At 74.8% G+C, this 13,410-nt stretch carries 12 protein-coding genes; 7 read left to right on the plus strand and 5 right to left on the minus strand.

The window, feature by feature from the left end:
* From ACFW1I_RS35515 to ACFW1I_RS35535, 5 genes are all read right to left on the minus strand, one after another.
* On the minus strand, positions 1–2,384 hold a 2,384-nt coding region (locus tag ACFW1I_RS35515; protein WP_384677751.1), incomplete at its 3' end, for a right-handed parallel beta-helix repeat-containing protein.
* 233 nt (positions 2,385–2,617) lie between these two features.
* Entirely contained in the window at positions 2,618–3,226 is a 609-nt protein-coding gene (locus ACFW1I_RS35520) for a hypothetical protein (protein ID WP_384677753.1), read from the minus strand.
* Positions 3,227–3,322: 96 nt separating this feature from the next.
* Positions 3,323–4,147 carry an MOSC domain-containing protein gene (locus ACFW1I_RS35525; RefSeq protein WP_384677755.1) on the minus strand — a complete coding sequence of 275 codons (825 nt, stop codon included), beginning with the start codon at positions 4,145–4,147 and terminating at the stop codon, positions 3,323–3,325.
* 51 nt (positions 4,148–4,198) lie between these two features.
* Complete coding sequence (locus ACFW1I_RS35530) at positions 4,199–4,714, minus strand: DUF6643 family protein (protein ID WP_384677757.1); 516 nt, start codon at positions 4,712–4,714, stop codon at positions 4,199–4,201.
* Between the two features lie 316 nt (positions 4,715–5,030).
* Entirely contained in the window at positions 5,031–6,245 is a 1,215-nt protein-coding gene (locus ACFW1I_RS35535; protein ID WP_384677759.1) for a glycosyltransferase, read from the minus strand.
* Between the two features lie 58 nt (positions 6,246–6,303).
* Here ACFW1I_RS35535 and ACFW1I_RS35540 point away from each other — a divergent pair, with 58 nt between their 5' ends.
* The 7 genes from ACFW1I_RS35540 to ACFW1I_RS35570 all read left to right on the plus strand — a co-directional run bounded on the left by ACFW1I_RS35540 (position 6,304) and on the right by ACFW1I_RS35570 (position 13,248).
* Positions 6,304–7,101 carry a glutamate racemase gene (locus ACFW1I_RS35540; RefSeq protein ID WP_384677761.1) on the plus strand — a complete coding sequence of 266 codons (798 nt, stop codon included), beginning with the start codon at positions 6,304–6,306 and terminating at the stop codon, positions 7,099–7,101.
* A 73-nt stretch (positions 7,102–7,174) separates the two neighbouring features.
* Complete coding sequence (locus tag ACFW1I_RS35545; RefSeq protein WP_384677763.1) at positions 7,175–7,732, plus strand: hypothetical protein; 558 nt, start codon at positions 7,175–7,177, stop codon at positions 7,730–7,732.
* Between the two features lie 103 nt (positions 7,733–7,835).
* Positions 7,836–9,449 (plus strand): apolipoprotein N-acyltransferase, encoded by a 1,614-nt coding sequence (gene lnt / locus ACFW1I_RS35550; RefSeq protein WP_384677765.1) that lies wholly within the window; start codon positions 7,836–7,838, stop codon positions 9,447–9,449.
* Positions 9,450–9,489: 40 nt separating this feature from the next.
* Positions 9,490–9,972 carry an NUDIX domain-containing protein gene (locus ACFW1I_RS35555; protein ID WP_384677767.1) on the plus strand — a complete coding sequence of 161 codons (483 nt, stop codon included), beginning with the start codon at positions 9,490–9,492 and terminating at the stop codon, positions 9,970–9,972.
* Positions 9,973–10,027: 55 nt separating this feature from the next.
* Positions 10,028–10,819: a 3-hydroxybutyrate dehydrogenase gene (locus ACFW1I_RS35560; RefSeq protein ID WP_384677768.1), complete on the plus strand. Its 792-nt coding sequence runs from the start codon at positions 10,028–10,030 to the stop codon at positions 10,817–10,819.
* 85 nt (positions 10,820–10,904) lie between these two features.
* On the plus strand, positions 10,905–12,797 hold the full coding sequence (locus tag ACFW1I_RS35565) for a helix-turn-helix domain-containing protein (protein WP_384677770.1): 1,893 nt from the start codon (positions 10,905–10,907) through the stop codon (positions 12,795–12,797).
* 247 nt (positions 12,798–13,044) lie between these two features.
* Positions 13,045–13,248: a cold-shock protein gene (locus ACFW1I_RS35570; RefSeq protein ID WP_031013754.1), complete on the plus strand. Its 204-nt coding sequence runs from the start codon at positions 13,045–13,047 to the stop codon at positions 13,246–13,248.
* The last annotated feature ends 162 nt before the right edge of the window (positions 13,249–13,410 follow it).

Here is a 13,410-nt window from a genome sequence, read left to right on the forward strand (position 1 = left end):
GTGCTCGCCTCGGCGAGCACCGCGACCCGGCCCGCGTGCCGCTCGACCATCGACTCGAAGGTCTGCCGCGCGGTCCGCCCGTTGCCGAACGCCGGGCCCTTCGGCAGCTTCTCGAAGTACGTGAGCAGGGCTTCGTCCGCGCCCTCCGCGAGCCGGTACTCGTGCTCGTCCGTCTGCTGCCGGACGATCCGCAGCAGCTCCTCCGGCGTGTAGTCGCCGAAGCTGATGGTCCGTGAGAAGCGGGACGCCACACCGGGGTTGACGGTCAGGAAGCGTTCCATCTCGGCGGTGTAGCCGGCGACGATCACCACCACCGCGTCCCGGTGGTCCTCCATCAGCTTCACCAGCGTGTCGATCGCCTCGCGCCCGAAGTCCCGGCCCGAGTCCTCCGGGGACAGCGCGTACGCCTCGTCCACGAACAGGACGCCGCCGCGCGCCCGGTCGAACGCCTCCTGGGTGCGGATCGCGGTCGAGCCGATGTGCTCGCCGACCAGGTCCACCCGGGAGACCTCCACCAGGTGCCCGCGCTCCAGCACGCCGAGCGAGGCGAGGATCTCGCCGTAGAGCCGGGCGACGGTGGTCTTGCCGGTGCCGGGGTTGCCGGTGAAGACGAGGTGGCGGCGGACCGAGGCGGCCTTCAGGCCGGCCTCCTGCCGCTTTCGGCCGACCTCGATCATGTTGGTCAGCGTCCGCACCTCGTGCTTGACGCTGTCCAGGCCGACCAGCGCGTCCAGCGCGCCGAGCACGTCCTCCGAGGAGCGGGGCGCGGGCACCGCGGCGGGCGCGGGCGCGGGCGCGGGCGTCGCCGGGGCGGTGGCGCGCGCCGTGGGGAAGGCGCCGAGCAGGCCGGGGGAGTGCCGGCCGGCCGTCAGGACCGGGGCGGGGACCACCGGTTCGGGCACCGGCGGGGTGCGGACGGCGCTCTCGTCGCCCGTGCAGTCCTCGACCACGGGCCCGTCCTCGGGGAACTCGTACCCGCCGCGCGCGCACCGCTCGGTCCGGCAGCGGCGCAGCACGGTCCGGCAGCCGTCCATCACGTGGAAGCCGTAGCCGCCGCTGCCGGTGACCCGGCAGCCGTGGAAGGTGCCGCGGCCCTCCGCCGACACGTAGAAACCGGCCTCGGCGGGGGAGGTCACCACACAGCGGTCGACCGTCGGGTCGGCGCCCTTGGTGACGATGACACCGGTCTGCACCGAGTCCACCGTGCAGTTGGCGAGGGTGCCGCCGCTGCCGTGGTCGCGGAACCACGCCCCGGTGGACGCCTCCTTGATCCGGCAGTCGTCGAGCTGGGCGGTGGCGCCGTCGCTCACCGACACGGCGGTGTTCCGCACCTGGGTGAGGTCGCTGTCCACGACGTCCACCCGGGAGCCGCGGTCCAGCACGAACAGCGCGTCCGGCACGTCGTGCACCCGGCACGCGTCCAGGACGGCGCTCGCCCCGTCGCTCACCCACACCGCCGGATAGTCGCCGGTGCTGTCGTGGATCTCGCACTGATGGGCGTCCACGCGCGTGCCGGGGTCCCAGACGGACAGCCCGTTGCGGCCGAACCGGCGGACCGTCGACCGGGTGAGCGTGAGCACCGAACGGGACCGCAGGTCCACCGCGTTCTCCGGCACGTCGTGGATGTCGCAGTCGGAGAGCGTGAGCACGGCGTCGGTGTCCAGGGTGACGCCGTCGGCGGAGGTGCGGTGGACGGAGGAGTCCACCAGGTGCGCGCTGCCCCGGGCCGCGATCTGCAGCCCGGCGCCCTTGATCTCGTACACCTCGCAGCCGACGCCTTCGAGTCCGCTGCCCTCGCCGGTGACCGCGATCCCGGCCCCCGAGGCGTGGTGCACCCGGCAGCGCTCCAGCCGCGGGTGTGCGCCGCCGCGCACCGACACCCCGGCCTGCCCGGCGGAGACGACCTCGCACTCCTCGAAGACCCCGCCGGCGCCGTCGACGGTGGCGATGCCGACCCCGGCCGGATTGTCGACCGTGCAGCGGCGGGCGGTCGGGCGGGCCTGGCCGCGCACCTCGATCCCGGCCGCCGAGCGGGTCATGATCCGGAGGTCGAGCAGTTCCGGCGTGCCGTCCTCGACGAGCAGCGCGGGCGCCGCCACGTCCTGGCCCTCGATGTGCAGGTCCTGCACGATCGCCGACGCGCGCAGCGTCAGCGGCACCCCGTCCGGCGGCGCGATCCGCACCGGCCCCGCCCCGTCCTCCGGCCCCCGCAGCGTCACCGCCCGGGTCACGACGAGGTTCTCGCGGTACGTGCCGGGCGCGACGGTGAGGATGTCGCCGTCACCGGCCGCCTCCAGCGCGGCGGCGAGGGAGGCGTACTCGCCCGTGCGGCGCCGCCACCGCGACGTGCCGGTGTGCGTCACCTGGACCGTGCCCTGTGCCATGGGTGTGCTCTGCCCCCGCCTCGTGCGTCGACGCTGAACCGGATCCTGGAGTCCGGATCACGGATCCTGGATCACGGATCCCGGATCCCGGATCATGGATCCAATCTCCTGGATCCCGGATCCAACTTCCCGGATCCAATCTCTTGGATCGTGGATCCGATGCCCCACCGTAGCGCGCGCGGAGGCGCGGGGTTGACGGGTCGTCGAGCCGTACCCGGACGAGGCACGGAAGCTCAGCTTCCGGTGCCGGTGCGTCCCCAGTCGGGGCCGACCGAGGCCCATGCGCGGTCGAGGCGGGCGTAACGGCGGTGGCGGAGCCGTCGCATCACGAGCCGCCGGACGAGCTCGACGCCGAGTCCGGCGAGGACGGCGGCGGTCAGGGCGGCGACGAAGGCGTGGGCCCGGGCCGTGTCGCCGGCCAGCGGGGCGGTGACGGGGCGGCCGTCCCGGTCGGTCCAGAGGGAGAAGGTGTCGCCGGGCGTGGCGTTGGTCCGGGAGGTGGTGACGGTCCCGGTGCGGGTGGTGCCGTCGGGGGCGGTCCAGCGGGCCACCACCGCGCGCCGGAACCGCTGTTCGGCCGCCTGCTCGCTCGACGCGGCGGCGCTGGCCGGCGTCGGCGCGGTGCGGAGGACCCGGGCCGTGGTCTCCGCGCGCCCCTGCTGCTGGGCGTGGACCGCGCGCTGGAGGGAGTGCTGTGCGGAGCTGCCGACCGTCCAGCCGGCCACGGGCACCGCCACGCACAGCAGGACGGCGGCGGCGAGTGCCACCCACGCCTCGACCAGGTCCGTCGTCCGGCGCAGGGGATTGTGCCGCCAGCGCCAGAGTCCGGTGACTGCGCGCATGCCGGGACCCCCTCGTTCGTCGCTCCTTGGACGAGTGTGCCCGCGGGGCGCCCGGTTCGCCTGTCGAGCGAGAGGGGGACGGGGGAGAGGGCGGGGTCAGTCGAGGATCTTCACCGGGTCGCCGACGCGGACGGTGCCGCGGTGCTCGGGGATGAGGAGCTGGCCGAAGACGAGCTTGCCGTTCAGGTTGCGGTGCCGTCCCAGCGTCCGCAGGGGCTCCTTGCCCCGCTCGGCGGTGGTCTGGTCGGTGGTGGTCACCACGCACCGCCCGCAGGGCTTCGCCACCCGGAAGGTCACGTCGCCCACGGCCAGCCGGGTCCACCCGTCCTCCGCCCACGGCGCGGTCCCGTCGACGACCAGGTTCGGGCGGAAGCGGGTCATCGGCAACGGGCCCTCGTGGGCGCGGTCGCCCTGCTCGACGAGGGCGTTGAGGGCGTCGAGGGAGGCGGTGGAGGTGACGAGCAGCGGGTAGCCGTCGGCGAGGCTGACGGTGTCGCCGGGGAGCGAGTGGGCGGGGTCCACCGGGCGCCGGTGCTCGGGCGCGTCCAGGTGCACGAGCCGCGCGTCGGTCTCCAGATGGGCGGAGAACCAGGCGGCGGCCGCCTCCCCGGCGGGCACCGTCTCCACGGTCTTGTCGAAGATGTCCATGGTGAGCGTGGCCGAGGGCTCCGGCACCGGGACCAGGAGCGGCTCGAGCCCGGGCGCGGTCAGCCGCAGGCCGCCGTCCGGAAGGGGTTCGGCGGCCGCGAGGGCCAGCCGCGGGTGGCGGCGCTGGGTCATGACCGTGCCCGTGGCGTCGACGACCGCCCACCGGCGGTCGTGCGCGAGGCCCCAGGGCTGCACCTCGGCCTCCGCGCGGTCGAGCGCGCGGAGGGCCTTCACCGGATGGACGTGGACGGAGCGGAGGACGGGATCAGACATGCCCTCATCCTGCCAGCCGCTCCGCCACCGGTGGGGCAGGCTCCGCGCCGGTCAGTAACCGCCGCCCTGGTACGGGCGGTTGTACGGGTCCTGGTACTGCGCGGGAGCCGGGACCGGCGCCGGTGCGGGGCGCGGGGCGGCCGGGCGCATCGCCTCGTAGCCGGTGGCCATCGGGCGGGGCTGCTGCGGGACCGGTCCCCCCGGGTAGCCGCGCGGCGGCGCGGGCTGCTGGGGGATGTACGGCGTGGGCGCCGGCTGCAGCGGCGCGGGCGCCATCTGCGGGGCCGGCTGCGGGTATCCGTACCCGCCGCCGCCGTGGTACGCGGGCGCCGGCTGGGGAGACGGCGCCGACGGGAGGGCGGGCAGCGCCGCCGGCAGCGCCGGCAGGTAGGAACCGGTCGGCATGGGGGCCTGGTAGCCGACGGGGGCCTCGTACGCGGCGGGCACTCGGATCGGGGCGATCTGAGGCGTGCCCCGCTCCGCGACCAGGGAGTCGTAGATAGGGGTGTCCGGGAAGGACGGCGCGGTCTGGTAACCGCCTCCATAGCTGGAGCGGGGGGAGGTCATGGCACATAAGTTAAGCCCACGATCTGCCGATTGGGGAGCCTGCTCATCACCTTCTTTGACAGGGTTCTGACGGCCGCGGATCCCCAACCCGAGCGAACACGTCAAAAACGGGCAGGCCGTTGTTCCAAGATCGCGCAAAACCCGAGCTGAGAGGGGGTTACCGGCGGGTCGGCGCACGGGACGCCGAGGAGTGCGCCCGGTATGAAGAACGGATAAAGAAAAGGCGACCGGAAGGAGTGGGAGAAGTGATCTTGGGTATGCCGAATCGTCAATCCGGCACCCGAGGGCATCCCGCGCACGCGCCGAATTCGCCGCGTTACTCCCCGTGTCGGGAAGCGAATTCACCGCCTTCCGCCGCGCGGCTTCCCGAGTAGACCCGCCCCTTCCATGCCCCGCCCCGGCCCCGGTAGTGCCGCACCGCCGAATCCACCGTCATCGACAGATAGAGCAGAGCCGTGAACGGCAGCAGCGGAGCCGTCCACGGAGTCAGACGGTAGTACCGGAGCGTCGGCATGTACGTCCCCGCCATCACCGCCCACGCCGCCCCGCCCGCCCACGCGGCCGGCGCGTCCCCGGACGCCAGCCCCGCCACCAGCGCGCCCGGCGGCACCGCATAGACCAGCACGAGCCCGGCGACCGTCCCCAGGAGCAGCAGCGGCTCGTACCGGAGCTGGGCGTACGCGCTCCGCGTCACCATCCGCCACAGCTCCCCGAGCCCCGGATACGGACGCACCGAGTCCACCCGCTCGGCGAGCCCCAGCCAGATCCGGCCGCCGACCGCCCGCACCGCCCGCGCCAGCGCCACGTCGTCGATGACCGCCGTACGGATCGCCTCCGGCACCCCGGCCGCCACCGCCGTCTCCGTCCGCAGCAGCACACAGCCCCCGGCCGCCGCCGTCGCGCGCGGCCGGGCCGCGTTGATCCAGCGGAACGGATAGAGCTGGGCGAAGAAATAGACGAAGGCCGGGACCACCAGCCGCTCCCAGAAGCTCGCCACCCGCAGCCGCGCCATCTGCGAGACGAGATCCCGGTCGTCGTCCAGCGCGGCGGCCACCAGCCGGCGCAGGCTGTCGGGCTCATGGGCGATGTCCGCGTCCGTCAGGAGCAGGAACTCCGGCCCCCGCGCGCGTGCCAGCGCCATCCCGTGCCGCAGCGCCCACAGCTTCCCCGTCCACCCCGGCCCCGGTTCCCCCGGCGAGGCCACCGTCAGCGGCAGCCCGCCGTGGCGCGCGGCCAGCTCGGCGGCGAGCCGGCCGGTCCCGTCCGCGCTCCCGTCGTCGACCAGGATCACCTCGGCCCGGCCCGGATAGTCCTGGGCCAGCAGCGACGGCAGGCTCAGCGGCAGGACCCCGGCCTCGTCCCGCGCGGGCACCACCACGACGACCCCGGGCCAGTCCTCCGGAGCCACGCGCGCGTGGCTCCGGCCCGGCCGCGGCAGGCGCTGGTCCGTGCGCCAGAAGAAGCCCTGGCCGAGCAGGAGCCAGACCCAGACGGCCAGGGAGACGCACGCGAACCAGGCAAGGGTGCTCATTCGCCGCAGTCTGCCCCAGAACGCCGGGGATACCGGGCCCATCGGCTAGGGTGACCGGGTGAAGATCGCGCTCATGGACTCCGGAATCGGCCTCCTCCCGGCAGCCGCCGCGGTGCGTCGGCTGCGCCCGGACGCCGAGCTGCTGCTCTCGAACGACCCCGACGGCATGCCCTGGGGACCGCGTACCGTCGAGGACCTCACCGGGCGCGCCCTCGCGGTCGCCCGCGCCGCCGCCGCCCACCGGCCGGACGCGCTGATCGTGGCCTGCAACACCGCCACCGTGCACGCCCTCCCGGCCCTGCGCGCCGCCCTCGAACCGGGCATCCCGGTCATCGGCACCGTGCCCGCGATCAAGCCGGCCGCAGCGGCCGGCGGCAAGGTCGCCATCTGGGCGACCCCCGCCACCACCGGCAGCCCCTACCAGCGCGGACTCATCCGCGAGTTCGCCGCGGGCGCCGAGGTCACCGAGGTGCCCTGCCCCGGCCTCGCCGACGCCGTCGAGCACGCCGACCCCGAGGCCATCGACCGCGCCGTCGCCGCCGCCGCCGAGCTCACCCCGCCGGACGTCCGCGCCCTCGTCCTCGGCTGCACCCACTACGAACTCGTCGAGGACCGCATCCTCGCCGCCCTGGCCCCCCGCCGCCGCCCCGGGCTGCCGCCGCTCGTCTTCCACGGCTCCGCCGACGCCGTCGTCGCCCAGGCCCTCCGCCGCATCGGCGCCGGACCCGCCCCCGCCGCCGAGCCGACCGGCACCCTCTCCGTGCTGCTGAGCGGCCGCCCCGGCCCGCTCCCGGCCGCCGCCCTCGACTACGCCGCCGGGCGGCTCATCGCCGCCGCCCCGGCCCCCTCGCTCTGACCCCTCGCTCCCGGTAGCCGGACGACTGCGCTCCGGCGCGCTGAACCGGACATGACTGGGTAGTCTTCCCGATATGAGGCAATCCGGGCAGCAGCATGCCGGCGGGCGCCCGCCCGCCGTGTGGACCGGCCGCGCGACCAACCGCTTCCAGTGGATCGCCGCCGGCGCCGGAGCCGCCTGCATGGCGCTCGGGATCACCCTCGCCGTCGAATCCCCCTGGACCTCCGGCATCGCCGCCCTCGTCATGGCCGTCGTCGGCTGCGTCGCGGCCGGACTCCTCGTCCTCTTCGGCACCCTCGCCTTCGTCCACGTGGAGGTACGCGTCGACGACCGCGCCATGGAGGTCCGCTGCGGCCACATCGGCGTCCCCCGCCGGACCATCCCCTTCACCGAGGTCGTCGACGCCGACTACGCCCCCACGGTCACCCCCCGCCAGTGGGGCGGCTGGGGCTACCGCTGGCGCCCCGACCGCGGCACCGCCGTCGTCGTCCGCCGCGGCGAGGGCCTGGTGCTGCGGCTGGCCGACGGACGCACCTTCACCGTCACCGTCGACGGCGCCAAGGGAGCGGTCGAGTCCATCCGCGGCCACCTCCGCCACCCCACCCCGCCCCAGACCCCCACCGGCGCCTGACGGACACGCGCGCGTGGGACGGGCCGAGCGGGCCGGGCGCGGCGACCGCCCCCGTACCGTGCCGGACCAGGCGTCAACAGGCACGCCCCGTACACTCCGCAAGGTGAGCACCACCATCACCCCCGAAGCGGCCGGAGCCGCCGACGACACCCCCGCGACCGAGGGCCGGTCGCGCCGCCTCGGCCCGGCCGCGCGGTTCGTCCGCCCCGGAGCGGCCCTGCTCTCCGGCGTCCTGCTCTACCTGAGCTTCCCGCCGCGCCCCCTGTGGTGGCTCGCGCTGCCCGCCTTCGCCCTCCTCGGCTGGAGCCTGTACGGGCGGCGCCTCCGCGCCGGCTTCGGCCTCGGCTACCTCGCCGGGCTCGGCTTCCTCCTGCCGCTCCTCGTCTGGACCGGCGAAGAGGTCGGACCGGTGCCCTGGCTCGCCCTCGCCGCCATCGAGGCCCTCTTCGTCGCCGCCGCCGGACTCGGCATCGCCGCCGTCTCCCGACTGCCGTGGTGGCCGGTCTTCGCCGCCGGCGTCTGGATCCTCGGCGAGGCGGCACGCGCGCGCGTGCCCTTCGGCGGGTTCCCCTGGGGCAAGATCGCCTTCGGCCAGGCCGACGGGATCTTCCTGCCCCTCGCCGCCGTCGGCGGCACCCCCGGGCTCGGCTTCGCGGTCGCCCTGTGCGGCTTCGGCCTCTACGAGGCGGTCCGCCTGGTCCGCCTCCACCGCTCGACCGGCGCCGTCCCGCGCGGACCGCTCGCCGCCGCCGCGCTCTCCGTCCTCGTCCCGGTCACCGGCGCCGTCGCCGCCCTGCCGCTCGTCAGCGACGCCCCCGAGGACGGCACCGCCACCGTCGCCGCCATCCAGGGCAACGTGCCCCGCCTCGGCCTCGACTTCAACTCCCAGCGGCGCCAGGTCCTCGACAACCACGCCGCGCGCACCCGCGAACTCGCCGCCGAGGTGAAGGCCGGGACGAAGCCCCAGCCGGACTTCGTCCTGTGGCCGGAGAACTCCTCCGACATCGACCCGTACGCCAACCCCGACGCCGCCGCCGTCATCGAGGGCGCCGTCGAGGCCGTCAAGGCCCCCACGGTCATCGGCGCCGTGATCTCCCCGCCCACCGGCAAGCTCCGCAACACCCTCATCCAGTGGGAGCCCGGCAAGGGACCCGTCGCCACCTACGACAAGCGGCACGTCCAGCCGTTCGGCGAGTACATCCCGATGCGCTCGGTCGTCCGACTCTTCAACAGCAACGTGGACCGCGTGGCACGCGACTTCGGCCCCGGGAACAAGGTCGGCGTCTTCGACCTCGCCGGCACCGAGGTCGGCCTCGCCACCTGCTACGAGGCCGCCTTCGACTGGGCCGTCCGCGACACCGTCACCCACGGGGCGCAGCTGCTCACCGTCCCCAGCAACAACGCCACCTTCGGCCACAGCGAGATGACCTACCAGCAGCTCGCCATGTCGCGGGTGCGGGCCGTGGAGCACAGCCGCGCGGTCGTCGTCCCGGTCACCAGCGGCGTCAGCGCCGTGATCCGCCCCGACGGCGAGATCGTCTCCAGGACGGCGATGTTCACCCCGGACTACCTGGTCGAGGAGGTGCCGCTGCGGTCCACGCAGACCCCCGCGACCCGGCTCGGCACCCTCCCGGAGGCCCTCCTCGCCGCGGTCGCCGCCGCCGGACTCGGCTGGGCCGCGGCCCGTGCCGTACGGGCCCGGCGCGCGCGGGCCTGAGCCCCGGGACCGCCCCGGCGGATGATCTAGGGTCGACCGCATGGCTACCCCTGACTTCATCCGAGAACTCCGCAGGACCGCCGGGCACCAGCTGCTCTTCCTGCCCGGCGTCAGCGCCGTCGTCTTCGACGACCGCGGCCGGATCCTCCTCGGACGGCGTGCCGACACCGGGGCGTGGGCCGTGATCGGCGGCATCGTCGACCCCGGCGAACAGCCCGCCGACTGCGTGGTCCGCGAGGTCGAGGAGGAGACCGGGGTGGTCTGCGTGCCCGAGCGGGTCCTCCTGGTGGAGACCCTGCGCAAGCCCGTCGTCTACGCCAACGGCGACATCTGCCAGTACATGGACGTGGCCTTCGCCTGCCGGGCCGTCGGCGGCGAGGCCCGGGTCAACGACGACGAGTCGATCGACGTCGGCTGGTTCGCGGTCGACGCGCTCCCTGAGCTGAAGGGCTTCTCCCACCGCCGGATCGAGAAGGCGCTCGTTGACGAACCGACATGGTTCCGCACCACACACGGCGGCTGAAGCATGGGCCGCGGGCACATCGGCGCGGGGGCGGGCCCTTCATAGGGTGCGGAGCATGAGCGTCCCCGTCGCCCCCGCCGCCCTCGCCCTCGACCTGCAGGGCCGCACCGCGCTCGTCACCGGCGCGGCCGGCGGCATCGGCCGCGCCTGCGCACTGCGGCTCGCCGCCGCCGGGGCCCGGGTCAGAGCCGTCGACCGGGCCGCCGAGGGGCTGGCGGAACTGACCGCCCGGGCCGGCGGCCTCCCCGGGACCGTGGAAGCCCGGCTGCTCGACCTCACCGACCTGGACGCCGCCGAGGAGGCCGCGGCCGGCACCGACATCCTCGTCAACAACGCCGGACTCCAGCTCGTCCGGCCCATCGAGGCCTTCCCGACCGACGTCTTCCACACCGTCCTCACCGTGATGCTGGAAGCCCCCTTCCGGCTCATCCGCGGCGCCCTCCCGCACATGTACGCCCAGGGCTGGGGCCGCATCGTCAACCTCTCCTCCGTGCACGGCCTGCGGGCCTCCGCCTACAAGTCGGCCTACGTGGCCGCCAAGCACGGCCTGGAGGGCCTCTCCAAGACCGCCGCCCTGGAAGGCGCCCCGCACGGCGTCACCTCCAACTGCGTCAGCCCCGGCTACGTCCGCACCCCGCTCGTCGAACGGCAGGTCGCCGACCAGGCGGCCGCCCACGGCATCCCCGAGGACCGCGTCCTCGCCGAGGTCCTGCTCGCCGACTCGGCGCTCAAGCGGCTCGTCGAGCCCGAGGAGGTCGCCGAGGCCGTCGCCTACCTCTGCAGCCCGCAGGCGTCCTTCGTCACCGGCACCTCCCTCACCCTCGACGGCGGCTGGACCGCCCACTAGGCCGATGCGCCCCCGGCACCGGTCGTCCACAGGCTTCGTCCACAGGGGTGGTGCGGGCCCACCTCCGCCGGGTATCCCTGTGTCCATGTCCCACGAACACGTCTCCTATCTGGAACTCCTCACCCGGGGAGCCGCCACGGAGGCATACGACCGGCCCGTGCTCCTCGCCCGCGCGAGCGGCGCGGGCCCCGAGGCGCTGGCCGGGCTCGAAGAGGCCAAACAGCTCGCCCTGCGCGTCCGCGCCGAGCTGGAGGGCCGGCGGCGGCGCGAGGCCGAGCTGTCCGCCCTCTTCGCGACCGCCCACGACCTCGCGGGACTCCGCGACCTCGACGCGGTGCTGCGCGCCATTGTCCAGCGCGCCCGCGCCCTCCTCGGCACCGAGGTCGCCTACCTGAGCCTCAACGACCCGGCGGCGGGCGACACCTACATGCGGGTCACCGAGGGCTCCGTCTCCGCCCGCTTCCAGCAGCTCAGGCTCGGCATGGGAGAAGGACTCGGCGGGCTGGTCGCGCAGACCGCCCGCCCCTACGTCACCGACGACTACTTCGACGACGAGCGCTTCCAGCACACCCGCACCATCGACACCGCCGTCCGCGACGAGGGCCTCGTCGCCATCCTCGGCGTGCCGCTCAGCCTCGGCAGCCAGGTCATCGGGGTGCTGTTCGCCGCCGACCGCCGGGCCAGGGTCTTCGAGCGCGAGCAGGTCGCCCTCCTCGGCTCCTTCGCCGCCCACGCGGCCGTCGCCATCGACACCGCCAACCTGCTCGCCGAGACCCGCTCCGCCCTCGCCGAGCTGGAGCGGGCCAACGACATCATCCGCGAGCACAGCGCCGTCATCGAGCGCGCCTCCGAGGTCCACGACCGCCTCTCCGAGCTGGTCCTGCGCGGCGGCGGCGTCCACGACGTCGCCGACGCCGTCTCCGAGGTCCTCGGCGGCACCGTCGAGTTCACCGAGACCGCCGCGGGCCCCGCCCGCCGCGCCGGCGGCCACGCGGTCCGCGACGGCGACGACTGGGTCGCCGCCGTCTCCGCCGGCGGCGAGCACCTGGGCGCGCTCGTCCTGCGCGGCCGGCCCGACCTCGACCCCGTCGACCTGCGCACCCTGGAGCGGGCCGCGCTCGTCACCTCCCTGCTGCTGCTCGCCCGCCGCTCGGCCGGCGAGGCCGAACAGCGGGTCCGGGGCGAGCTGCTCGACGACCTCCTCGACGCCCCCGACCGCGACCGCCGCCTGCTCCGCGAGCGCGCCGCCCGCCTCCGTACCGACAGCGACGCCCCGCACGTGGTGCTCGCCGCCCGCGTCGACCGGACCGCCCCCGACGGCGGCACCGAGCCGTCCGGCCGGGAGAGCGCCGACCGGCAGCGGCTCTGGTCCGCCGCCTCCCACCTCGCCGCCACCCGCCACGGCCTCGCCTCCGCCCGCGACGGCGGCACCGTCCTGCTGCTGCCGCTGGGCCCCGGCGAGGACGCCCCCGAACTGGCCCGGCAGACCGCCGCCCAGCTGGGCGGCGCCCTGCGCGAACCCGTCACCGTCGGAGCCTCCGCGCCGGTACGGGCCCCGCTCGACCACCCGGACCAGGTGGCCGGCGCGTACCAGGAGGCCCGCCGCTGCCTCGACGCGCTGCGGCTGCTGCACCGCGCGGGCGAGGGCGCGGCGGCCGAGGACCTCGGCTTCCTGGGCCTGCTGCTCGCCGACGGGCGGGACATCGGCGGCTTCGTCGAGCGGACGATAGGCCAGGTCGTCGCGTACGACGGGCGCCGCGGCACCGATCTGGTGCGCACCCTGGACGCCTACTTCGCCAGCGGCATGAGCCCGGCCCGTACCAAGGACGACCTGCACGTCCACGTGAACACGGTGGCCCAGCGGCTGGAGCGGGTGGGCCGGCTCCTCGGCCCGGACTGGCAGTCGCCGCCCCGCGCCCTGGAGATACAGCTGGCGCTCCGCCTGCACGCCCTGTCCGCACCGGCCGCCCGCGCCTGACCCGGGGGCGTCAGGACGGCGTAGGCGAGGAAGGAGAGCAGCGTGCCGACGAGCGTGTCCGCACCGTGTCCGCGCGACACGCCCGTGTCGATCAGGCCCTGAAGGCCGGACCGTGCTACGGTTGAGGTGTTGCAGTTGTGGTACCCATGAACCTATGTGCGCCTGACCGGAATGTTTTTCCGCAGGCGCATTATTCGTTTTACCGGCATCTCCGGATGGGGCCTCTGCCTTACAGAAGGAGACAGTCATGGCACAGGGAACCGTGAAGTGGTTCAACTCGGAGAAGGGCTTCGGCTTCATCGAGCAGGACGGTGGCGGTCCGGACGTGTTCGCCCACTACTCGAACATCGCCACCCAGGGCTTCCGTGAGCTCCAGGAGGGCCAGCGGGTCACGTTCGACGTCACGCAGGGCCAGAAGGGCCCGCAGGCGGAGAACATCGTCCCCGCCTGATCACCGGACGCTGTAGTCCGTAGCTCACCGGGGTGGGCCCCCGGGTGGTTGGGGGGCCGGGGTGTTTTTGTATGGGTGGTGGGGCAGCGCGGGGCCCCCCGGGGCGGGGGGGGGGGGTGGGGGGGGGCGGGGCGCGCGGGGGGCGGTGCACCCCGGGCGCGC

The organism is Streptomyces sp. NPDC058955, assembly GCF_042741435.1.
Classification (GTDB): Bacteria; Actinomycetota; Actinomycetes; order Streptomycetales; family Streptomycetaceae; genus Streptomyces.

Excerpts from the sequence above, each read along its gene's own strand:
- ACFW1I_RS35520 (WP_384677753.1), bottom strand. The coding sequence starts at position 3,226 with ATGCGCGCAGTCACCGGACTCTGGCGCTGGCGGCACAATCCCCTGCGC.
- ACFW1I_RS35525 (WP_384677755.1), bottom strand. The coding sequence starts at position 4,147 with ATGTCTGATCCCGTCCTCCGCTCCGTCCACGTCCATCCGGTGAAGGCC.
- ACFW1I_RS35530 (WP_384677757.1), bottom strand. The coding sequence starts at position 4,714 with ATGACCTCCCCCCGCTCCAGCTATGGAGGCGGTTACCAGACCGCGCCG.
- ACFW1I_RS35535 (WP_384677759.1), bottom strand. The coding sequence starts at position 6,245 with ATGAGCACCCTTGCCTGGTTCGCGTGCGTCTCCCTGGCCGTCTGGGTC.
- ACFW1I_RS35545 (WP_384677763.1), top strand. The coding sequence starts at position 7,175 with ATGAGGCAATCCGGGCAGCAGCATGCCGGCGGGCGCCCGCCCGCCGTG.
- ACFW1I_RS35555 (WP_384677767.1), top strand. The coding sequence starts at position 9,490 with ATGGCTACCCCTGACTTCATCCGAGAACTCCGCAGGACCGCCGGGCAC.
- ACFW1I_RS35560 (WP_384677768.1), top strand. The coding sequence starts at position 10,028 with ATGAGCGTCCCCGTCGCCCCCGCCGCCCTCGCCCTCGACCTGCAGGGC.
- ACFW1I_RS35565 (WP_384677770.1), top strand. The coding sequence starts at position 10,905 with ATGTCCCACGAACACGTCTCCTATCTGGAACTCCTCACCCGGGGAGCC.
- ACFW1I_RS35570 (WP_031013754.1), top strand. The coding sequence starts at position 13,045 with ATGGCACAGGGAACCGTGAAGTGGTTCAACTCGGAGAAGGGCTTCGGC.